Genomic DNA, 22,385 nt, shown 5'->3' with positions numbered 1-22,385 from the left:
CGACAAAAGGAGGCCCCGAGCGAGGGCCAGCGGCGGCTCGCCCTCGCTTCATTGCGGTGGCGAAGACCCTGGTGTACGAGCTTCCGCCCCGCGCCCTAGCCCTCAAGCAGCATGCCTCCCGAGCACAAAACCAACGGAATCGCGGCGCCGCCGCCGCGCGCGCCCATCTCCTCTCGCTCCCTCTTGGACAGCCGCGCCGAGGCCGCCCTCCGGCCCCTCGACTTGGCGAGCCAGTTCGCCGGCGCTCGCTTCATGGTGCTCGGCGGGACGGGCTTTCTCGGCAAAGTCTTCTGGTCGATGCTCCTGGCTCGGTACCCGGAGGTCGGCAAGATCTACCTCCTCGTCCGGTCCTCCAAGGGCAAGACCAGCGAGGCGCGATTTTGGGAGAACGTGGCGACCTCGCCGGCGCTCGACCCGTTGCGTGACGCCCACGGTGACCGCTTTGAGGCGTTCCTCAAAGAGAAGGTCGTGCCCATCGACGGTGACACTGGCCGTCCGCTCTCGGGCATCGACGCCGATCTCTTGCGCGACCTTCACGGGACCATCGACGCGGTCGTCAACGTCGCCGGCGTCGTCGACTTCAGCCCGCCGCTCGACGAATCGCTCGATGCCAACGCCTTCGGTTGCCAGAACCTCGTGGCCATGGCGCGCGCGCTCGGTCCTGCGCGCGCGAGGCCCGGCGTGCCGCGGCGCCCCGTGCCGCTGATGCACACGAGCACCTGTTATGTGGCCGGCAAGCGCCCCGGCCCCATCGCCGAGGTGCACCCGAGCGAAGTCCCGTTTCCCCGCGCCGGTGAGCTCGGCGTTGAGCTGTGGGATCCCGATCGCGAGATCGCCGAGTGCCTCGACCTCATCGCGCAGGCGAAACATCGAGCCGACGACGCGTTCCGTCAGAGCGAGTTTGAAGAGCAAGCGCGGAAGAACCTGCTCGCGCGAAGCGAACCCACCGAAGGCGCCGCCTTCGCCGACGAGTTCAAGAAGGTGAAGCGAAGGTTCGTCGCCGACCGCCTCATCGAGTCCGGCACGGACCGAGCGACCCACTGGGGCTGGCCCAACATCTACACGTACACGAAGAGCATCGGTGAACAGGTCATCGCCCTCTCGGGGCTGCCCTTCACCATCGTGCGGCCGGCCTGCTGCGAGAGCACCGTCGCTTATCCGTTCCCCGGATGGAACGAGGGCATCAGCACCAGTGTGCCCATGATCTACCTGGCCATGAAGGGCCACATGATCCTGCCGCTGACGCACGTCCCGCTCGACTTCATTCCGAGCGACATGGTCTGCGCCGGCATGATCATGAGCCTCGGCGAGCTGCTCGATGGCACGCAGAAGCCCGTCTATCAATACGGTTCGTCGGACACCAACCCCTGCACCGCCGCGCGTTTCGGTGAGCTCGTCGGCCTCTACAAGCGCAAGCACTACCAAAAGGGCGGCGGCAAGAGCGCGCTCTTCGATCTCATCCAGGCCCACTACGAGCCCTACGACGTCTCGGCCACCGACTTCGAACGCATGAGCTCACCGGCCATCGCTCGCGGCCTTCGCGGTGTGGCCGGCCTCCTCAAGAAGACCGGCGCAGGCCCCCTCAAGGGCGTGGCGAAGACGCTCGAATCGGCCGCCGACAAGGAAGACAAGATCGGCAACATCTTGCGCCTCTACGCGCCCTTCACGGCGGAGCTGAAGGGGCCGTTCTCCTGCGCCGCGACGCGCGGCGCCTTCGCGCGCCTCACGGCCGCCGACAAGGAGAAGCTCCCGTGGGCGCCCGAGGCCATCGACTGGCTCGAGTGGATGCACAACGTCCACATGCCGGCGCTCGAGAAGTGGGTCTTCCCGGAGATGGACAAGAAGCTCAAGCGTGAGCTGAAGCCCCTCCGCGCCCACGAAACGCTCGTCACACTGCTCGACCAGATGGCCGAGCGGCACGAACTATCGGTCGCGCTTCAGCGGTTCCAAGGTGAGTCCTTCGCGCCGCTCACCTACGGGGAGTTCCGGCAACACGCGCATCGCCTCGCCGCGATGCTCGCCGACTTCGGCGTCAAGCGCGGCGACCGCGTCGTGCTCACAGCGAAAAACGACCCCGCGTGGCCCATCGCGTTTTTCGGCATCGTCGCCGCGGGCGCCACCGCCGTCCCCGTGGACGTGGCCCTCGAGATGGACGGGCTCGCGAACATCGTCAAAGACAGCTTGGCTCGCGTCATCCTCTCGGATCGCGCAGACGTGCTCGACGAAGGGGCCAAGAACGGTACGGGCCTCTTCGGTGGGACCGCCGTCTGGAACATTCGTGAAGTCATCGCTGAGGACGCGGACCCGCGCCCGCGGCCCAATGTCGAGGTCGAAGAGTCCGACGTCGCCAGCCTCATCTACACGAGCGGCACCACGGGCGTCCCCAAGGGCGTGAGGCTCTCGCACAAGAACTTCACGTCGCTCATCGCCTCGCTCGCGCCGATCTTCCCGCTCGGCCAGAGCGATCGCGTCCTCAGCGTCTTGCCGCTTCACCACACCTTCGAATTCACCTGCGGCCTCTTGTTGCCGCTCTCGCGCGGCGCCCGCATCGCGTACCTCGACGAGCTCAACGGCGAGCGCGTGTCGCTGGCGCTCAAGAAGGGGCGCATTACGGCCATGGTCGGCGTCCCCGCCTTGTGGCAACTGCTCGAGCGCCGGATCCTCGCGCAGGTGGAGGCGCGCGGCCCCATCGTCGAGACGGTCTTCCAGTGGGCCGGCGAACTGAATCGCACGCTCGGCGAGAAGGTTGGCCTCGACATCGGTCGCGTCCTTATGGCGCCCGTTCACTCGGAGCTCGGCGGTCACGTGAAGTACCTCATCTCCGGCGGAGCGGCGCTTCCCAGCGAGACGTACGATCTCTTCGCCGGCCTGGGCCTCCGCCTCACGGAAGGCTACGGCCTCACCGAGGCTTCACCTGTGCTCACCGTTGCGTCGGCGAAGGGTGCCCCACGCGCCGGCCACGTGGGCAAGCCGATCCCCGGCGTCGAGGTTCGCATCGACTCGCCCGACGAACGCGGCGTGGGCGAGATCGTGGCGCGCGGCCCCAACGTCATGCTCGGTTACACGAGCGAAGAGGCCACGCGAGGCGTCCTCACGGACGACGGCTGGCTCCACACCGGCGACCTCGGAAAGTTCGACAAGAAGGGGCGCCTCTCGATCGTCGGCCGCATCAAAGACGTCATCGTCACGACGACCGGCGAGAACGTCTATCCCGACGACGTTGAAGCGAAGCTCGGGTCGATCCCCCACGTGACCGAATACGCGGTGGTGGGCATCGAAGGGCAGGGCGGCAAAGAGCGCGTCGCGTGCCTCGCCGTGCCCGAGGCCGACGACGAGACGCCGCGCGGCGAGCGCATGGAGCGCGCGATGCGTTCGCTCCGAGAGAAGATCGGTGAGCTGCCCTACGGACAGCAGCCGACGCTGCTCCACCTCTACGATGCGCCCTTGCCGCGCACGGCGACGCGCAAAGTGAAGCGCACCGAGGTTCAGGCCATCTTGCGTCGCATGGTCATGGCGTCGACGCCGCCGCCGGCGGAGGGCGCGAAACACAGCGCCGTGGAGCACGCCATCGCGACCGTTTCGGGGCGACCCGTTACCACGGTCACCGCCCACGCTACGCTCCAGGGCGATCTCGGCTTTGACTCGCTCATGCTGACGGAGCTCCTCGAAGCGCTCGAAGCTCGCGGCGAGGCCATCGATCCGCACGCGCTTCAGCAATGCCGCACGGTGTCCGACGTCGAACGCCTCGCCGGCGATCGCGGTCGCGGCGCGGCGACCTCCGGTCGCGGCCTCTCGCGAACGAGCCGCATCGACAAGGGCGAGCCGGCACCGATGGTCCTCCCCAAGCCGGTGCAAGAGTTCGCCAAGACGGCCCTCGGCAAGGTCCAACACGCCTTCTACGACCAGGCGATGCAAGCGAAGGTCTACGGGCGCGCGTTCGTGCCGCACAACCGTCCGACCATCGTCGTCGCGAACCACGCGAGCCACCTCGACATGGGCCTCGTGAAATACGGCCTCGGCTCCTACGGCGAAGGCATCGTCTCGTTGGCCGCGCAGGACTACTTCTTCGAGAGCGGCATCAAACGCGCCTACTTCGAGAACTTCACGAACCTCGTCGCCTTCGACCGAAAGAGCAGCCTGCGCGCCTCGCTGCGGCAAGCCGCGGAGGTCATCGACGCCGGCAAGACGGTGCTCCTGTTCCCGGAAGGAACCCGCAACGCGTCGGGCGAGATCACCGAGTTCAAGGCCCTCGTGGGCTACCTCGCGCTCACGCACGGCATCGACATCCTCCCGGTGTACCTCGGCGGCACTGAAGCGGCGCTCCCCAAGGGCGCCATCGTTCCCGTGCGGCGAGATCTGCTCGTCCGCATCGGTCCGCCGCTCGCCGTCGCCGATCTCCGTCGCCTCACCGAGGGGCTTACGACGCAGGACGCGGCGCGTGAGGTAGCCAAGCTCGCGCATCGAGCGGTCGTCACGCTCAAGGCCGGCGATGTCCTCGACATCGCCCGCCTCAAGGACCTCGAGGGCGGTGACTCGCCGGACCACCCGCTCGTCACGGTCTTCCACGAGCTGGAGGAGAAGTTCGTCCCCAACCAGCTCGATCGAGCCGTGTCGTTTTACTTCGCGCTCGGCGGTGACGATCTCTCAAAGTGGACTGTTCGCGTCGACGCCCAGGCCTGCGAAATCCGTCTCGGCAAGCCCGACGGCGGCGTCGCCGACTGCGTCCTCAAGACCACGCCGGAGATCTTCACGCGCATCGTTCGTGAGTCATACGTGCCGGGCCCGGCGGAGTTCTTGTCGGGAGCGGTGAAGTCCAACGACGTCTCGCTCTTGTTCGCGTTCCAGAAGGCCTTCGCGCTCTAGGCGCGCACTGGGCCGCCGCGGAGCCCGACGCGGCCCTTTCGAAACTGGCCCGCGGAGGCAAAAGTTTGCGACGCTCTCCGCCATGAGCACCGTTCTCGTCACCGGATCGACGGCGGGCATTGGCCGCGAAACGGCGCTCACCTTGGCTCGGAAGGGCCATCGCGTCTTTGCCACGGGCCGGAGGCAGGACGCGCTCGACAAGCTGGCCGCCGAAGCCTCCGGCACCAAGCTCGAGACTGTGCTCCTCGACGTGACAAGCAGCGCGTCGATCGACGCGGCGCGAGAAGAGGTCGACCGACGCACCGATGGCTACGGCGTCGACGTGCTCATCAACAACGCCGGCTACGCGCTCATAGGTCCCGCCGACTCGCTGAGCGACGACGACCTGAGAAAGCAGTTCGACACGAACGTCTTCGGTCTCATGGCGGTGACGCGCGCGTTCGTGCCCGCCATGCGCGCCCGGCGGAGCGGCCGCGTCATCAACATCTCGAGCTTCGCGGGGCGCGTCACGTTCCCGATGATGGGCGCCTACCACGCGTCAAAGTACGCCCTCGAGGCGCTCTCCGACGCGCTCCGCAACGAGCTCGCCCTCTTCAACGTCTTCGTCGTCCTCGTCGAGCCGGGGTTCGTTCACACGGAGTTCACGGAGCGCGCCCTCGCGGACGTCAATCGCTTCGAGGGCGGGCCCTACGGCGGCGTCATTCGCACCGCCGACGAAGTGCGTCACCGCTTCGAGAGCACCGGCGTCGCGGCTTCGGTCATTGTGCGGGCCATCGAGCGTGCCATGCACGCGCGAAGCCCTGCGGCTCGGTACCTCGCGCCGCTCCGCATGCACCTGCTCCTCTTGACGTTCCGCATCTTGCCGACACGCATCACCGACGTGCTCCTCCGCTTCATCTTCGGAATCCGGGCCCGGGCGCTGTCCGCGGCGTGCTGAGGGGGCGTTTAAGTGCTTAGAATAAAAGCCTTGTTCGCGAAAGTGCGCGAGCTCTGAAATTTCCGCCTTTGTTAGTGCGAAAGATAGAAGATGTTTGCGGCGGTGATGGTCTAAGGTCCTCCTTTTTGTGCGCCCGTGCTCGCGCTGGCTTCGACATTGCCGCTCGGGCCGAAGGGCGCGGGCCTCGCCGACGAGTCGCGACCTTCGCCGTCTGGCCAGCCGGAAGACTTCGCGCCGCTGATTCGTGCCGTCGCCGCGGCGGTCCTGCGCGAACGACCGACCCACGCCGACGTCGACGACGCGGTCTCCGAGACGATGCGCCGCGCCATCGAGGGCCGCTCGAGGCTTCGCGAGGGCGAGCCGCTCCGCCCTTGGCTCTTGGGCATCGCGCGTCACGTGGCCCTCGACGTTCTCCGTCGCCGGGGTCGCGAGCGCCCGCTCGCCGTGCCGACGGCGAGCGATTCGTCCGGTGACGTGTCGGTGCTCGACACGGTCCCGGACTCGGCGCCCTCTCCCCACGAGCGCGTGGAGGAGGCCGATCGCGTCCACAAGGTCCGCCTCGCCATGCGCGATCTGCCTGAAGGCATGAAGGAGGCGCTCACGCTGTTCTACGTTGAGGGACTCGCGTACCAGGCCATCGCTGCAAAGATGGGCGTTCCCCTCGGCACCGTCGCCACGTGGATCGCCCGCGGCCGAAAGACGCTCTCGGAGAGACTTGATGAAGCAAAGCCCAAGCGAGGTGGGTCATGAGTGAACAGCTGCCGCTGGACCTTGTGATGTTCGAAGGTCACCTCACCGACGTGGGGATGGCGACCTTGGCCGACGGCGAGGAGGCTCTCTTGCCCGCCGACGTCGTCGAGCACGGGCGCTCTTGCGAGCGCTGCCGCGCGCTGGTTCAAGGCGAAGCGCTCTCGTCGCTCGCGCTGGGGGCGGAGGTGCGAGCGGCGAGCGTCGCCGCCGTGCCGGCGCGAGCTGCGGTGCCCGTGATGCCTCTCATGGTCGCGGCGCTCTTGGCGGTGGCGGGCTTCGCGACGAGCGCCCTCGAGTCGTCACTCTCGCTTTCCGAACGGCTCCGCGGAGCACGAGAGCTCTTCGTCCTCGTGGCGCGCGGCTTTCGCGCGCTCGTTCGCGCCGAGCTTCCACCGGCGCTCACCGTGAGCACCTCCCTGTTCCTCGTGCTGGTCGCGCTCGTCGTCATGCGCACAAGCCCGCTCCGTCGCGCGGGCGCTTGAATTGGTTTTTTGCTCCCCCGAGGAGCCTTCTGTCTTGGAAGTGTCCTGAAAGTGTCCTGAAAGGTCGAATCATGAAGCGGCAAACCCAATCTCTCCTCGCGATCTTGGCCCTGACCGCGCTCGCGGCGCCGGCCCTCGCCGACGTGAAGCGCGAGGGGGCGTGGCCCAAGGATGACAAGAAGGTGTCTCTCGACGTGACCGGCGTGACGCGCGCCGAGGCGGTGCGTCGCGTCTCCGATGCGGCGGGCTTCAGCGTGGTGGCCGAGGGCATTGGTGATGGAACGATCGACCTCCACGTAAAGGAGCAGCCGGCAGGTCGCGTCCTCGACTTGGTGCTCGATGATCGAAGCTACGTGGCGACGCGCGACGGGGACTTGGTCCGCGTTCGTCGCGCGGCGGAGCCGGTCGTGAAGGCGGACGTCGCGCCGTCCGCAGCGCCCGAGGACAAGGAGAAGGGCGACAAGGCTGAGAAGGTGAAGGAGGATAAGGTCGCCGAAAAGGCGAGCGACAAGCCGGCCGCCAAGGACGGCAAGAGCGAAGGCGGCGTCGTCTCCAAGCGCGGCGAAGATCGGACCTTCTTCGGCTCGAACGCGCGCATCGAAGCCAACGAGACGGTGCGCGACGTGACCGTGTTTGGGGGCAACGTTGACGTGTACGGCACGGTCACCGGTGACCTCTCGGTTTTTGGCGGCAACGTGTACGTGCGCTCCGGCGCGCGCGTGGCCGGTGACGCTTCGGTCATGGGCGGCAACCTCGATCTCGCCGACGGCGCGATCGTCGAGAAAGACATCTCCGTGCTGGGCGGTTCGGTGCATCGTTCGCCGGGCGCGAAGGTCGGTGGCAGCGTCCATGAGAACGCCAAGAAGGATCTCGACCTCCGCCTCGGAACGCACGGGGACGACACGAGCTTCTTGGGGCGCCTCGGGCATCGCCTCACCAACATGGCGATCCTCTTCGTCTTCGGAACCATCCTGCTCGCGCTCGCTTCGACGCGCATGGAGTCGATGAGCGTGGAGATCGCGGCGCGGCCCATGCGCACCTTCGCGCTCGGGGTCGTCAGCTTCTTCGGGGCCATCGTCGCGGCCGTCGTCCTCTGCGTGACCATCATCGGCATTCCCATCGCCGCCGTGGGGGCCTTGCTCGCGGTCTTCGGTGGCTACGCCGGCGCGGCCGCCGCGCTCACGACCTTCGGCGCGGCGATCCTGCGTCACCGAACGCCGAACCCGTACGCGCACCTCGCCTTCGGCTGCGTCGTGCTCTTCCTCGTAGGCCTCATCCCTGCGGTGGGTGGCTTCGTGACGGCGATCGTCGGCGCGCTGGGGCTCGGCGCGCTCCTCGCGACGCGCGGCGCGGGCCTCTTGGCGAAGCGCGACGCGGCCGGTGCGGGCCCGTACCGAACGGCCTGACGCTACGACGCTCGCGCCGCGCGCTGGCGTGTCTTCGCGGAGACGCCTGGGCCTTCGTTGATCCACCGTCGCGCAGTCGTCGTCGTGCACACGCCCGCAAAGTGCCGGCAAAACGCCGCTCTTCAGTGCGCATGCGTCTCCGCGGTGGGGCCCCCGACTTGCACCCACATCGCCTCGATGACGCGCGTACGGAGCCGAGCGGTCGCGTGGTGCCTCATGCCCGCCGCTGCGCTCACGCTCGCCGCGCTCGCCGCCGGCTGTTCGGACGAGGCAAGCGACGACCCTTCGGGCGCGGGTGGTGGAGCCACCACGCCTGGCACCGAGGGCGCGGTCGGCGGGGGGCCCGACGGCGGCGCGTACCCGCCGCTCCCTCCTTACGTCGTCGACAACACGCCGCTATCGCCCGACTACTCGATCTTCGATCACGGCAAGGAGTGTTTCGATCGCTTCCAAGTCGAGATCCCTGCCTTCGACTGCGACGGGCCCGACGCGAGTCGCCTCAAGATCTCCGTCGATGGCAGCGAGGTCACAGCCGTGACGCCCGCGAAGTGCGATACCCCGAGCCTCGTCGGCAACAAGTACGCGTGCGTTCCCGGCGCTCGCGTCACCAAGTTCGAAGAGGTCAACCGCTACGGGCACACCATCGCGACGGTGGCCGTTTGCCGGCGCTCGAGCGCGTCGCCCCTCGACAGCGGCGAGTTCGACAACATCGCCGTCTTGCAGTCGGATCTGCAGAACGGCGAGACGTGTTGGTTCCAGATCCGACAGGGCGCGGACTTCGTGGCGCGTAACATCCCTGCGCCCTATTCGAAAGGACGCGTGAAGGGGGACACGAACGACCGGCGAGCGAACGCCGTCTACGAATCGCCGGTGACCCTCACGACGGACCACAGCGAGTGTTACCGCTGCCACGACAGTCAGGTCTTCCTGCGTACGCCTTGGATCAGCGTGAAGAACCAAGCGCCCTCGAAGACGGGCAAGGTTCATGAGATTCCCCGCACGCTGGGGGTCCCGACGTACCTCGGGAAGGCCTACCGCGGCTGGAACCTCGCGGCGAACCGGCCGAAGCAGATCAAGATCAACAAGGTCGTCTTCGACGGCGCGTTCCCGCTATCGGCGAGCGAGAGCGCGGCGGTGGCCGCCGGCAAGATGGCGCCGAGCGACGCCTGCACGCAGTGCCACACCATCGGCAAGTCGGAGATCGCGAGCGCCGGCCAAGGCTCGTGCAATCACTTCGTGCGCGTCTGGATGGGAGGCGGTCCGAGCTTCTCGGGCACCGTGTTGGGCTCCAAGGTCTCGTCGTTCGGAGGGGCCTTCCCCCAGAGCGCGTGGATGCCCCCGGCAGCGCCTTCTCAGTTCGCGAGCGACGCGGCGTATCGGGGATACTACGCGCGCGCGTTTTCGGCGCTCGAAACCTGCTGCGACGATCCGTCGCAACCGGGTTGTCAGTAGGCGGTCGTCGGCGAGCCTGCCGCGCCGGCCGGTAGGCTGGGTGTGCAACCGAGAGCGGCGCCGCGCCCTATCCGTTCGCCCTGGTCCACGCCCAGCCCAGCGCGGCGCAGACGAGGAACCTCCTGTCTTTGCCGTGAAAAGCCGCCGTGACGCCGGCGGTGCTTGGCCCGACGGGGAGGCACAGGCGGTGCACCCCATGGAGCCATGACGACGAACGAATGGGCGACGGCCAAGATGGCGCGAGGCACGGCACGGTTTCTTCTCACGGCGCTCCTTGTGCAGGCTGCCATCGCGTGCGGCGACGGCGAAGCGCCTTCCACCGGCGCAGCCGCTCCGGCGGGCTTGGCGCAGAGCGGGCCGGTTCTAGCCGTTCCCGCGGCTCCTGGTGCCCCTGCAACGCCGGCGCCGGCAGCGGGACTCGGTGCGCCGCCGGCGCCGCCTCCGCCACCAAGCTCGCCGCCGATCATGCCGACGCCGCCCGCCACGGCGGTTCCGCTGGTCGTGAACGATGCGTTCTTCCAGTCGCGCATGCAGGCGGCCGGCGCACCCGGCGCGGCGATGGCCATCGTGAAGAACGGGATTCTCCTGTGGAGCAAGGGCTACGGCTACGCCGATATCCAGGCGGCAAGGCCAGCGACGCCTGACACGCTTTTCATGCTCGCGTCGATCTCGAAGACCTTTGTGGCCACGGCGCTCCTGCAACTCGCGGAGCGCAGCCCCGCCGGCCTCGCCGTGCTCGACCAGGACATCAGCGTCGGCCTGCCGTTTACCGTGCGCAACCCGTATTACCCTTCGGTGCCCATCACGTACCGGATGCTCCTGACGCACACGTCGAGCCTCATCGACGGGCCGTACTTTCAGGACTTTCAGTGGACACAGGGAGACTCGCCGGTGCCGCTCCAGTCGTTCATCATGGCGTACATGCAAGATGCACGCAACTGGTCGTCGTCGATGCCGGGGACCGAATACTCGTACTCCAACGGCGGCTCGACGCTGGCGGGGTACATCGTCGAGCGTGCGAGTGGGATGAACCTCCAGCAATACAGCCAGGCGTTTATCTTCCAGCCGCTGGGCATGGTCGAGTCGTCGTGGTTTCTGAGCGGCCTGAACCCCGCTCACATCGCGATGCCCTATTCGATCGGCGCCGGCGCCTATCAGCCGGCCGGGTTCTAGGGCTTTCCCGATTACCCCGATGGTCAGCTGCGGACGAGCGCGGCGCAGCTCGCGCGCTACCTGACGATGCTCGCCGGCAACGGCTCGTTTGCTGGAACGCAAGTGCTCGCGCCGTCCACCATCGGCGAGATGCGGCGTCATCAATTCGGCGCTGGCGAGGACTACCAAGGCCTGATTCTCTATTCGTCGAACAGCGGCGGGGCCGCGATGCTCGGGCACAACGGCGCGACGCTCGGCGGCAGCACAGACATGTGGTTCGAGCCGCAGACGGGAGCCGGCTACGTCCTCCTCACGAACGGCGACGCCTACCTGAACGGCAACGACGCGCAGGTGGCCGCCATGACCGAGATGAACGACGAGCTGGCTCGGTTGGCGCTCACCGCACACTGACGTCGCGGTCACACGCAAGGCTCGAGCCGCGGTCGTCGCCCGTTCCCGGGGGCCTCGTCGGGCCGGCCTGAAGGTTCCTTATGATTCCGGGCGCCTGCGCCTCCCCGCCGGCGGTCAGAAAGGACGTCGCCCGCTCCACGAGTGACTTCCTTGACCCGCCGGTCCGTCGAATGGTCCTCTCGGGCGCTTGCCCCGAGCCCCAGTTGGAGTGTCCATGCGCGTACGACCGACGGAACGGTTCTCGATCATCTTGGCGGTCTTGCTCAGCTTGGCCTTTGGCGGCTGCGGCGATGATCCGCCGGCCGACCCGGTGAGTGGCTCCATCGCCACGGAGCTGCTCTCGCTCTCCGCATCGGGAGCCGAGGTGGGCAAGCGCGGCAAGGTGCGTCTCACCTTCACCGGACCCGTGCCCGCGGACACCGAGGTCGTGTTGTCGTCAGGCGCGCCCGCCATCGTGGGCGTCGCGGAACGAGCGCTCGTCCCCAAGGGCGCGTTGACGTCGGACATCGGTTTCGACGGGCTGCTCATCGGACAAGCGCCGCTCTTCGCCACGGTGGGCTCGGTGACCAAGTCGACGACGGCGACCGTGGTCGACAAGTTCAAGCTACCCAACGCGCGCACCGGCAACTTCATGATGGAGGTAGGCGCGAACACGAGCGCGTCGTTCAGCCTCAACGCCACGACGCCCGAGCCCCTTGAGATCCCGATTCGCGTAACCGACGCGGTCGTTGTCGGCGCGCCACCCAACGTGGCGGTTCCCGCGTTCTCATCGAGCGGCAGCTTTCCCGTGAAGGCGCTCGCCGTCGGGTCCGCGACCTTCGCGGCCACCTTTGGTGAGCAGACGAGTGAGTCGACGGTGACCGTCGTCGAGCGCGCTCACCTCACGAGTCAGAGCCTCGCGTCGGTGGCGGAGGTCGGTTCGACGGTCTCGCTGAGTGCCTCCGTGGATGCCATTCTCGCGAAGCCGACGCCGGCCACCATCACGAGCAGCGATCCGCAAGTGGCGGCGTTTCCCGCGGCGCTGACGATGCCCGCCGGGTCGACGTTCGCGAACGTGCTCGTGCCCACGCTCGCACCGGGACAAACCGACGTGACGCTCAAGTTTGGCGAGTCGACGAAGTCGACGCGGTTGACGGTCGTTGCGGCGGCGCAGCTCTCGAGCCTCAACTTTCGCCAATGGATTCCCGCGGGGGTCAGCGGCGAGCTCTCCGTCTCTCTGAACGCGCAGGTGGCGGCGGCTCGTCGCGTCGCGCTCTCGTCGAGCGATCCGACGGTGCTCACCGTACCCGCGGAGGTCGTCGTTGCCGCCGGTCAATCGTCGGCGACGGCGTTCCCCGTCGCGCTCAAGGAAGGCACCGCGGTCATCACGGCGACGTACAACGGCCTGTCTCGTCAGTTCGTGAGCCGCGTCGGCGTGCAACCGACGACGCTGTCGCTCTCGGCCACGACGACGCTCGCCGTTGGCGCGTCTGCGCAGCTCTACGTGAACGTGAGCGGCGGCATCGCCGGAGCGACGCTGGTGAACCTGACGTCGAGCGACCCGACGGTGATCGCAGTGCCGGCGTCGGTGCTGGTCAACGGCGGCGAAAGCTTCAGCCTGTCAGCGCAGAAGCCGGGCAAGGTAACGCTCACGGCGAGCGTCGGAGGGGTGTCGCAGAAGACGGACATCACGGTTCTTGATCACGCGTCCGTCAGCACCTTCGGCCCTAACTTCAACGTCGCCGTAGGCCAAACGTTGAACGGCTACCTCTACCTGTCGGCGGTGCCGGCGCCGGGCGCGGTGGTGTCGTTCTCGTCGAGTGCGCCAGCGGTCCTCGCTGCGCCTTCGAACGTTGTTGTGAACGACGGCTCCACGAGCGTGTCGTTCCCCCTGGTGGGCCTTTCGCCCGGCACGGCGCTGGTGACGGCGACGATCGGTGCGTCAAGTCAGACGGCCATTGTCTACGTGGGGGGCCCGAGCACGCCCTTCGTCGCGCTGAGCAGCATCTCATCCGGCTCGTCCACGCTCGCCGTTGGGGCGAGCACCTACGGGTACGCCAACTTTAACGGCACCTTCGACAAGGACACGCCCATCCCGATCACCTTCGCCACCCCCGGTGTGGTCAACGTGCCCGGTGCCGTGCCGGTCCTCGCGGCAGGCCAGTCCACGGTCTACTTCCCGATTCAAGCGGTGGGGGCCGGCACCACGGAGGTGTCGGTGGTCCTTCAGGGCATCAAGCGGACCTTCAACATCATCGTCGTGGCCACGCCGACGTTCACGTGGAGCGTCCCGGGGACCGTCGCGGCGGGCACGACGCAAACGATCAACATTTCCACGAACGCGGTCTTGCCCGCTGACGTCGTCTTCACGCTCGCTTCGTCGTCGCCTTCGGCGACCTTCTCCACGACGACGCTGCGGCTGCCGAGCGGTGCCGGTGGCGGCATGACGCTAGGCCTGACGGGCGTCTCTGCGGGCACGGCGACGCTCACGGCTACCGCCGGCGCCACGACGCTTACGAGCAACGTGACCGTTACGCCCTGACGGGCGTCGTCATCGCGGCCCGTACGCTGGGGCGGCCACGCCGTGCTCGATGGCGCCGAGATCGGGCGCGGAACCGGTGTAGCCGCCCACGTTCGGCAGGATCACGCCGACGTCGATGGCTGCGCCAGCCGCCTTGAGTCGCACGTCTTGCGACGCCTGCTCGGGGAAGGGGTCGCCGGCACCGTCACGGCCGCTGCGAAGACGTCAAGGGCGACCGCGACGCCGTGTTTCTCCGTAGTCTTCGCCTTCATGTCCGCGAGCGACGTGAAGGTGATCGCGCCAACGCGCCCCTCGAACTTCCCCGTCGTCGAGCCAAAGCCGTCGTAGTCGTAGTCTCCGTTGGAGGCGGCCTCGAGGGCCATGACCTTGCCGCTGCCGTTGGAATAGCCGTTGTATGTGCCGCCGGGGCCACCGAGCATCAGGTTGTTGCGCGTGAGCTGCCGCGAAAACGGGTCCGTTGTGTAGATGCCGAAGGCGTCGCCGCCCTTCACGACGGTGTTGTGCAGGAGCACGTCGCCGATGCTGCCGCGCTGCAGCTTGAAGGCCGAGAGCACCACGTTGGTGGCCACGTTGCGGATGAAATACGTCGGCCCGCCGAGGCCTGGCTGCGAGCTCATGGCCATGAAGACGTTGCGGAAGCGATTGCGCAAGACGCGGCAGTTGTGAAAGCAAAAGTCGGCCTCGATGCCGTCGTCGGCGGCGAGCTCCACGTCGTTCTCGATGAAGTCGATGCTGAACTGATCGACCGCCTCGCCGTCTTCGAGGAGCGAAAGACCGTCGCGGAAGCCACGCACCTTGTTGTGCTCAATGACGTGGCCGGGCCCCGTGACGAGGATGCCCTCGCCGACGTTGCTGCCACTGACGCCGAGCGCGCCCTCGCTCCATGCGGTCGCGCCTTGCACGACGTTGTCGGCGATGACGAGGTTCTCGCTCCGGAGTCCTGCGACGATGCCGTCGCCGGTCGTCGTCACGACGTTCTTGAGGACGGCGACCTCTGTTGTCTGGTTGAGGCGCACGCGGCCGTTGATCTTCAAGCCGACGATGTGGACGAACTTCCGCCCGATGAGGGAGAGCTCGCCGCCGATGGTGACGTCTCCGGCGGCCCGAATGACGATCGGCTTGCCCGCGCTGCCGTCCTTCGCGAAGGAAAACGCCGGGTAGGTCCCCGCGGCCAACTCGAGGATGTCGCCGGGCTGCGCGCCCGAGAACACGGAGGCCAGGGTGGCTGGTGTGACCGCTTTCACTGGCGCCCCTGCCATGGGACGCGGCTCGCCGCGGGTGGTCACCGCTCCGGTGCGCACCTCGCAGCCGCCATCGGGATCGAGCAAGAAGGCCTCCACGTCATACGTCGTCTCTGGCTCCAGGTCGAAGAGGCTCCCGCTGTGCCGACTCAACCACGTGAACCCCTCGACCGAACCGGCCGGAATTCGCCTGAGCGGCAGGCCCTTCCTCCAGCTCGTTTCGCTCTGCTTCTTGAACCGAACTTCGACGACGCCGTTCGTGTTGGCGTCGCCTGCGAGGGCCCACTCGACGGTGACGTTGCGCAGCGTGGGGAACGGGAAGGTGAGCGCGCCCGGCACGCTCCCGTTTGGGGGCACCCCTGGTCCGGTGTTGCCCGCCGGGCACGCCGGTGGCGGCGCCGGCGGCTCGTTGGGCAACGTCGTGCTCCCGTCTGCGCCCGCGTCCGCTCCGAGGGCGCCCGCGTCGGCGGCCCGGTCGCCGGTCGTGGGCCCAGCTCCCGTTGGTGGCGTGGGCCCCTCGTCGGTACCGCACGCCACCAGCACGGCCAGGGCGACAACGATGACCTCGTGTGCGCGCATGGTCTTCAGGAAAGCAGAGCGAGAGCTGCTGGCAAGGGGCGACGTGCGCGCTGTCCAGCCATTCCGTTGGAGGTGCTAGGCTCCACTCTGCGTGTCGGCGCGAACTCAACAACTTCGCTGCGGGGCGGCGCTCGCCATTTCAGTGGCGCTCGCGAGCTGCTCTCTTACCGTCACGACCGATGACCTGGTAGGCGGCGCAGCGGCGACGCCCGGCGTGTCAGGTGGGGACGCGGAGATCGTCGGCGCTGACGGGAGCCGTGGCGAGGCTGGAACGCTCCCCGACGCGACGGCCGATGCACCCGGGCTCGACGCAACGACCGACGCAACGCCTGACGCGTCGCCCGACGCGTCGGCCGACGCGAATCGGCCCGACGTCGCGTTGCCAACGTTGGCCTATTTGCAGAACGCAAACAAATTGGCGACGTCATCCGCGACGATCCAAACGGCGACCTTTGGTCTGTTGGCCGCCGGCACCTCGATCGTCTGCTACTCGACGTACGAGAGTTCGACGGGATCCATCACCTCCATCAGCGACGCGCAGGGCACGACGTACACGCGCGCCGTCGGGCCTACGCGCGGCCTCGGGACCTTCGCGGCTTGGAGCGACGAGGTTTGGTACGCCATTGGCATCACCGGGGGCTCGAATCTCAGCGTCATGGCGACCTTCGATGGAACCATGAGCCGCAGCTCGCTCTCGTGTCATGCCTATGCGGGCGTGCTCGCTTTCGAAGGGGGGACCGGCCTCGCGTTTGCGACGGCTGGGACAAATTCCACGCAAGGCCTTACCACCAAGAGCCCACGTGCCTTGCTCTTCTCAGCCTTCGGCATCGTCGGGACTGCCTCGCCGGGTGCCAACTTCGTAACCCGCTCGACCTTCGACAACGACCTCTTGCAGGACCGCTTCGTCGCCGCTCCCGGGACGTACCTGGGGATGGCGTCCTGCGATGCGGCGTGCAACGGCTCGCTCCTCCTGTTTACCGCCCGCTGAGCTTCGCGCCTCAGCGCCGGAGCGCCGCGGCCGTTCGCGCCGTGCCCACGAGGAGCGCGAGCGCGCCCACCGGCACGAACGCCACCGCAACTCCCGGGTCGCCGCCGTGCACCGTGATGCCGCCGGCGAAGAAGCCGAAGGGGACCGTGACGAGCGAAAGCAGCATGCATCGCGACGTGAGCTGCGAAGCCGCGGCGTCGAACCGCGCCGCGACGAGGCCGTAGGCGATGTTCACCAGCGACAACAAGGCGCCGTGCGCGTGGGCGAGCCGCCACATGAGGCGGCGCGACTCGTTGCCGACGTCGAGGTACAGCGGCGTCTTGAAAGCGTGCATCGCTTCGAGTGCCAGGCCCAAGACGATGAAGAGCGAGAGCCCAACGAAGCCGAAGAACGCGTGGCGTTTGGCCAGGGTCGCGACGTCTGCCCGCTCGGTCATGCTGGCGCGAGTCTACTCGAGATCCGCACGGCGCGGTCGTCTCGCGTAGCGGCGAACGCGCGAAGCCGCGGCTCGTCGACGGTTCCCTCGGGCGTGAGGAGCACGCGAGCGCGCTGTTCGAGCGGAACCTTCGCGCCTCCGCGCGCCTCTTGGAAGCGCTGGAGCACGACCTCTTGGGCCGCCGCCCGCGCCGGCCCCGCGCCGACGAAGTCGTAGCGAACGTTGGAGAAGGGCACGAGGCTCTGTAGCGAGCGCGCGGCGACGTAGCGAACGGCGGCGTAGGGATCGGTGAGCGCCGTCGCCAAGATGGGCGCCATCCAGGCGTCTCCGCTCGCTGCGCGCGCCTCTCCGTCGCCGAACTGGGCTGCCGCCAGCGCGCGCTTCGCGGCGTCGCCGGCGAGGAGCCACGCGATGGCCGACGCGCGGCCTTGCACCTTGTCGGGGGCGTTCTCCTTCGACCCCCAGCGGCGCATGGCGTCGTGGGTCCACGCGAGGTCGCGATCGAGGTGGCAAAGGTTGCACGCCGGCAATCGCCCCGACTCGGCGGCTCGCGTGACGCTGGGTGATTCGATGCGGTGCGAGCGAATGGCGCCAAGGAGCGCGAAGGTTGTCTTGGGCATGTGACACGACACGCAGCGGCTCCCGGAGGACGCCGGCGCGTGATGCGTATGCGCCTCGAGGCGAGCCGCGACGCCGCCGTGGCATCCGGTGCACATGAGATCGCCGCGCCGCTCGGGCGCTAGCTGATCATCGGGCTCGCCCTTGTGCATCGCATGGCATGAGCTGCATGACATCGTCCGCTCGCCCTGGCCCTTCTCGAAGCAAGGTGACTCGAAGAGGCCGTTGGCTTCGCGACCGCCGACGCGAATCGTGCCGTCGGCCCAGAAGAAGTTCTCTGGCGTCGCGTCGACGCGTCCCTTGAGTGAGCCCCTCATGGTGGCGAGCGTCAGGAGATCGCGCGTCTCGAAGGGGCGTTCGGGCGTTGTTGTCGCAACGCCCGTCTCCCAGAAGCGCGGCTCGTCTTTGGGCACGAACAGCGAATGGCACTGGGCGCAGACGAGCGAACGCTCGCGCGGCGGGAGGCGCTTCGGATTGACGATGGTCTCGTCGCGCGTCTTCGATGCGTGAGCCAAGGCGCGCGTGATCGGGTTGCGGTGCTTGTCGACGTGCGCGGCGCCGGGGCCGTGGCAGGCCTCGCAGGCGATGCCGAGCTCGGCGACGGACGTATCGAAGCGCTCGCCGAATTCACCGCGGTGCGGCTCGCCGGCCACGGCGTGACACTGGATGCAGCTCGCGCTCCAAGCGAGCTCCTCCGGCGGATCGTCCTCGGGCGTCAGAAACACCGCCTGACGCGGCACGTAGCGCCGGTCGGCCAACAAGTACACGAGCGGCAAAATGGAGAGCTCGCCGGGCCGCGCGCCTTCCGCCCAATACGCTTGGTAGTGATGCGAGCCCGTGGTCAGAACAACGCGCCGGTCCGTCTTGCCCGCTTCGCGCCAGACGACGCCTTCGAGGGAGCGCGCGAGGGAGACCTCGCCTCCGCCCCGCGCCACCGGGCCGCTCGGAATCGGGCCGAGCAGGGTGCCTCGCTTTCCGCCCTCATCGAGCGTCGCGCGCTGCGTCATCGTTCGGTGAAACGAGCGCCCCCACGAGGCGTGCTCGCTTGGATGGCAGCTTCGGCAGCTCTCGGAGCCGACGCGCACGAGGCCCGTCCGCCGCAGCGGCGTCGCGTCGATGGAAGTGGCCATGGCGCGCGGCCAGGGGCGCCCCATCGCGAGCGCGACCGCTAGCGGTCCTAGCGTCGTCACGAGCGCGAGGGCGCCGCGCCTTCGCCAGCCGGTGCCGCGCGCGAGCGCCACCTGGGAGGCGAGCGAGCCGATGGCGATGAGCGCGAGGTCCACGATGCTCATGCGCGCGCCTGATAGCGCGTGGCGCGCGCGACGCCGGTCCGGATTACCTTTCGGGCGCCCACGAGCTCGCGCAGACCGCGGAGCACTGTGCTTTGCGAGAGGCCCGTCGCCCGCGAGAGCTGCCTCACCGAGCAAGGCCCCAACTGCGCAACCTTCGCGAGAAGCTCGTTGGTCTCTTCCGCGGCCGCGGCCGCGGGCAACATCGTGATGGGCGCCCGCGGCGCGTCCGGCAACTCGTCGTCGATGAACGGGACCTCATGGTCGAGCTCTTCCGGCGATCCCACGAAGTGGATCGGCACCGTTGCGCCGTAGCCATCGCCTTTGACTGCGATCCAATGACCGAAGGGATGCAAGAGCGTGCGCAAGCGGTGGATGGTTGTGCGGATGAGGGGGTCGTGTCGCTCCGGTCGGTAGCTCCTTAGGCCCCACAGCCGCAACGTGAGTGCCTCCTTCGACGCGTGACCACCGGCGAGCGCACGCAGCAGCGTGGGGCACCATCGCGGCGGCGTCGCGCGTAGCCGCACGTCGCCGTGATCCTCGAGGAGCAGCGCGTTTTCGTGGACGAGCACGACGACACGCCGCCCAGGGACAAAGCCCAATAGCTCGGGGATGGGGCCCAAGAGACCCAGCGCGAGGAGCTTTGGAAGGACACCGAGGTCTCGCGCGACGACCGCGTGCAAGAGCGGTGTGAGCTCGTCTTCGGGGAAGGGACGCGCGACGAACGAGGCGTCGTCGAACTGCTCGAGGGCCGCCCGCGCTTGGTAGTGCTCGTGCGTTCGGGTCATCTCGCGCAGCGCGGCGAGGGCTCGCGCCATCGTGGCGAGATCCCCCTGGGCGCGCGCGACGAAGGCCTCGAAACCCAGCAGCTCGGCGCGGAAGGCCACATCGCCGACCTCAAGCAGCGATGCGACTTGAGGGAGCAGCTCGGCGCATGCGGCGGCGCCGTGCGCGAAGCGCGCCACGTGGAGGCGGGCCAAGAGGGTCGTGATCTTGCCGCGCCGCGTGTCTTGCCGGGCCGCGTCGTGCTCCGCGGCTTCAAGCTCCCGCGTCGCCTCGCTGCGGCGACCGCGCAGCGCCAGCTGAATGGCCAGCTCCGTTTGCAGCGTCCGCTTCGAGTAGGAGTCGTGCGCGCGCTTGCCGACCAAGTGCTCGATGCGCTGCAACGCCGACGGCTGGGCGACGAAGCTCGCCGAATAGCTCGCGATGGAGCAGTCGATGGCGTACGCGTTCTTGTCGAAGCCGAGCTCCTTCGCGTGACGCTTCGCTTGCTCAAGGAGCGAGATGCCCGAACGAAACGCGCCGACCTGGACGAGCGCGTGGCCTCGCAGGTCAGTCGCGAGCATCTTCGCGTAGGCAAACTGCGCGACGTGCGCCGCCCGCAGCGCCCGCAGCGCGTGTCGTGCTGCCGCGCGGTAACGTCCGGTGAAGTGCCGGTAGCAAGCAAGGCCCTGAAAGACGAGCGCGCTGATCCACGGGTCGTCGCTTCGGCTTCGGGCTCGCGCGTCGTGCACGAGGAGGCGATGCGCGCCCTCGAAGTCACCGGAGCGGACGTCGGCGAGCCCTAGGAAGAAGTGCGATGCGGCCAGGGTGCGCGGGTCTTTGTCGTCGGTCTTGAGCCGCCATGCATCGAAGGCCAGTCGTGCATCGTCGAGGCGTCCCACAAAGGTGAGCGCGCCCACCACGAAGGCGACGTCGGCGGCGCCATAGGGTGCGCCCTCTCGGTCGAAGGCCTCGGCGGCGATCTGCGCGTAGCGGCCAGCAAAGAAATCGCGGGCGAGCGGGCTGGATCCGACGGGTAACAAGTGACGCGATTATATGTATGAAAATAGTAAAGAAAAGTACATATGGCGTCACGCTTGGCGCGTGCCGTTACGGGCCGAAACTGGGTATGGGACGGGTCGTGCCGCATGGTCCACCTACCGCAACGGAGCGGCCTTCAAGGAGTCTCGTCATGTCCCTCACCAAACTCTCTCTCGGCGTCATTGTCCTTCTCACGGCGGCGTGCAGCTCGGCGCCTGGGGGTGAGGACTCGGTGGGGGCGGGGCGCGCGAACATCCTCGCGGGAGGTGCATGCCAGACGAGCGCTGATTGTGCCTCCGGGCTCGAATGTGAAACCGAGGTCGAGCACGGCGTTTCGACCCGCGCGTGCAAATCGCACGGCGGAAATGGCGGCGCCGTCGACGACAACGGCGGTCTCCCCGGAGCGGCCGGAGCGGCCGACGACAAGGGTGGCGCAAGCGGCGCAAAGGTCGAAGACAACGACGGAGGCGCAGCGGCTGCTGGCGTTTGTCCGCCCGGTCTCGAGCCCGAGGTCGAACACGGCGTGACGACCTGCAAGCCCCACGGCAAAGCGGCCGACGCGGGGGCTTCCGCGCCCACGTCGCCGGCATCGGGCGGTGGCGCAGCGGGCGCGACCTGCAAGACCAACGCGGATTGTGCTGTCGGGCTCGAGTGCGAGGTCGAGATCGAAAACGGTGTCACGACCTCCACGTGCAAGGCGCACGGCGGCAAGAAGTAGGTCCTGGTCCCATTCGGTGCGACTGCTAAGGTTGGAGAAGAAGATGTTGAAGTTCGCGCAGATCGCCGTCGCCGTGTCGCTCCTCAGCGCCTGCGGGGGAGAGAGCGGTGAGGAGCAAAACCCCTCCGGCGGTGCCGGTGGTGGCGGCGCGCCCACGACCGGAGGCGCGCCCGCTACCGGGGCGCCAGCCGCGCCCGGCGCCGCATCTTCTTCGCCACCTCCCTCGGCGGTCGCGCCGGCCGGCGAGGTCTTCTCCGGCGTCTACGAGGTGCCCGTGCCGCCGGCCCTTGCGGCGGCGGCGCGGTACACCGTCGCGGCGTTCACCTGGCGGGTCGTCGCTGGCGTTGCCACGCTCGAATACGACCTGCCCATGGCACTCGTAGGACGGCCCTTGCGCGTCAACTTCGAAGGGCCCTTCAACGCCGCGACGCAAACGGCCACGCTCGTTGGCCCCGCGGGCACGGCGCAGTGCTCGCGCGTGGGCGCCGAGATGCGCTGCCACGAAGTGATGAAGGGCATCATGCCCGTGAACGCCGACCTCACGGTCGTGGCCGCTCTCGCGAGCGACTATGCGGGGCCACCCGCCGACCGGCTCGCCGTGACCAAACTCTTCTCGCCCGATCCCATCGGCATCGCGCGCGTCCAGCTCGCATCGCCGGTGCCGACCCCGGTCGACGACAAGGGCAAAGGCAAAGGCAAAGACAAGGGTAACGGCAAGCCCGCGGGCGGCTGAGTTTCC

General features: G+C 68.1%; 16 protein-coding genes. 12 read left to right on the top strand and 4 right to left on the bottom strand.

The window, feature by feature from the left end:
• Positions 1-111: 111 nt before the first annotated feature.
• The 9 genes from IPG50_10305 (at position 112) to IPG50_10265 (ending at position 13,974) form a co-directional block, all read left to right on the top strand.
• On the top strand, positions 112-4,863 hold the full coding sequence (locus IPG50_10305; GenBank protein ID MBK6692582.1) for an AMP-binding protein: 4,752 nt from the start codon (positions 112-114) through the stop codon (positions 4,861-4,863).
• An 82-nt stretch (positions 4,864-4,945) separates the two neighbouring features.
• The gene (locus IPG50_10300) at positions 4,946-5,800 is read left to right on the top strand and encodes an SDR family oxidoreductase (GenBank protein MBK6692581.1); all 855 of its coding nucleotides are present in this window, start codon (positions 4,946-4,948) and stop codon (positions 5,798-5,800) included.
• Between the two features lie 135 nt (positions 5,801-5,935).
• Positions 5,936-6,550, top strand: coding sequence for an RNA polymerase sigma factor (locus IPG50_10295; GenBank protein MBK6692580.1), 615 nt, complete (start codon positions 5,936-5,938; stop codon positions 6,548-6,550).
• Positions 6,547-7,032: a hypothetical protein gene (locus IPG50_10290; protein ID MBK6692579.1), complete on the top strand. Its 486-nt coding sequence runs from the start codon at positions 6,547-6,549 to the stop codon at positions 7,030-7,032. The genes IPG50_10295 and IPG50_10290 overlap by 4 nt, the downstream gene beginning before the upstream one ends.
• A gap of 71 nt (positions 7,033-7,103) precedes the next feature.
• Positions 7,104-8,438 (top strand): hypothetical protein, encoded by a 1,335-nt coding sequence (locus IPG50_10285; protein MBK6692578.1) that lies wholly within the window; start codon positions 7,104-7,106, stop codon positions 8,436-8,438.
• A 216-nt stretch (positions 8,439-8,654) separates the two neighbouring features.
• Positions 8,655-9,890, top strand: a complete 1,236-nt coding sequence (locus tag IPG50_10280; GenBank protein MBK6692577.1) for a hypothetical protein — start codon at positions 8,655-8,657, stop codon at positions 9,888-9,890.
• Between the two features lie 204 nt (positions 9,891-10,094).
• Positions 10,095-11,063, top strand: coding sequence for a serine hydrolase (locus IPG50_10275; GenBank protein ID MBK6692576.1), 969 nt, complete (start codon positions 10,095-10,097; stop codon positions 11,061-11,063).
• Between the two features lie 27 nt (positions 11,064-11,090).
• A complete protein-coding gene (locus IPG50_10270) occupies positions 11,091-11,453 on the top strand; it encodes a serine hydrolase (protein MBK6692575.1) in 363 nt (120 codons plus the stop codon).
• 214 nt (positions 11,454-11,667) lie between these two features.
• Positions 11,668-13,974 (top strand): hypothetical protein, encoded by a 2,307-nt coding sequence (locus IPG50_10265; GenBank protein ID MBK6692574.1) that lies wholly within the window; start codon positions 11,668-11,670, stop codon positions 13,972-13,974.
• Between the two features lie 101 nt (positions 13,975-14,075).
• On the opposite strand, the gene IPG50_10260 is transcribed toward IPG50_10265, so the two are convergent.
• Positions 14,076-15,794: a right-handed parallel beta-helix repeat-containing protein gene (locus tag IPG50_10260; protein MBK6692573.1), complete on the bottom strand. Its 1,719-nt coding sequence runs from the start codon at positions 15,792-15,794 to the stop codon at positions 14,076-14,078.
• 91 nt (positions 15,795-15,885) lie between these two features.
• Between IPG50_10260 and IPG50_10255 the strand changes: the two genes are divergently transcribed.
• Entirely contained in the window at positions 15,886-16,782 is an 897-nt protein-coding gene (locus IPG50_10255) for a hypothetical protein (protein ID MBK6692572.1), read from the top strand.
• Positions 16,783-16,792: 10 nt separating this feature from the next.
• Here the strand turns inward: IPG50_10255 and IPG50_10250 are convergent, their stop codons facing one another.
• From IPG50_10250 to IPG50_10240, 3 genes are read right to left on the bottom strand one after another with little or no spacing between them, the layout of a single operon-like run.
• The gene (locus IPG50_10250) at positions 16,793-17,218 is read right to left on the bottom strand and encodes a hypothetical protein (protein MBK6692571.1); all 426 of its coding nucleotides are present in this window, start codon (positions 17,216-17,218) and stop codon (positions 16,793-16,795) included.
• Positions 17,215-19,128, bottom strand: coding sequence for an ammonia-forming cytochrome c nitrite reductase subunit c552 (locus IPG50_10245; GenBank protein ID MBK6692570.1), 1,914 nt, complete (start codon positions 19,126-19,128; stop codon positions 17,215-17,217). The genes IPG50_10250 and IPG50_10245 overlap by 4 nt, the downstream gene beginning before the upstream one ends.
• Positions 19,125-20,930, bottom strand: a complete 1,806-nt coding sequence (locus IPG50_10240) for an ArsR family transcriptional regulator (GenBank protein MBK6692569.1) — start codon at positions 20,928-20,930, stop codon at positions 19,125-19,127. Before IPG50_10240 ends, IPG50_10245 begins: the two co-directional genes overlap by 4 nt.
• A gap of 149 nt (positions 20,931-21,079) precedes the next feature.
• Here IPG50_10240 and IPG50_10235 point away from each other — a divergent pair, with 149 nt between their 5' ends.
• Together IPG50_10235 and IPG50_10230 are read left to right on the top strand one after the other, a co-directional pair.
• Positions 21,080-21,646 (top strand): hypothetical protein, encoded by a 567-nt coding sequence (locus tag IPG50_10235; protein ID MBK6692568.1) that lies wholly within the window; start codon positions 21,080-21,082, stop codon positions 21,644-21,646.
• Between the two features lie 43 nt (positions 21,647-21,689).
• The gene (locus IPG50_10230) at positions 21,690-22,379 is read left to right on the top strand and encodes a hypothetical protein (protein ID MBK6692567.1); all 690 of its coding nucleotides are present in this window, start codon (positions 21,690-21,692) and stop codon (positions 22,377-22,379) included.
• Positions 22,380-22,385 lie beyond the last annotated feature (6 nt).

This window comes from Myxococcales bacterium, from assembly GCA_016703425.1.
Classification (GTDB): Bacteria; Myxococcota_A; Polyangia; order Polyangiales; family Polyangiaceae; genus JADJCA01.
The sequence above is the reverse complement of the archived record's forward strand: the minus strand, read 5'-3'. Positions and strand labels throughout refer to the sequence as shown.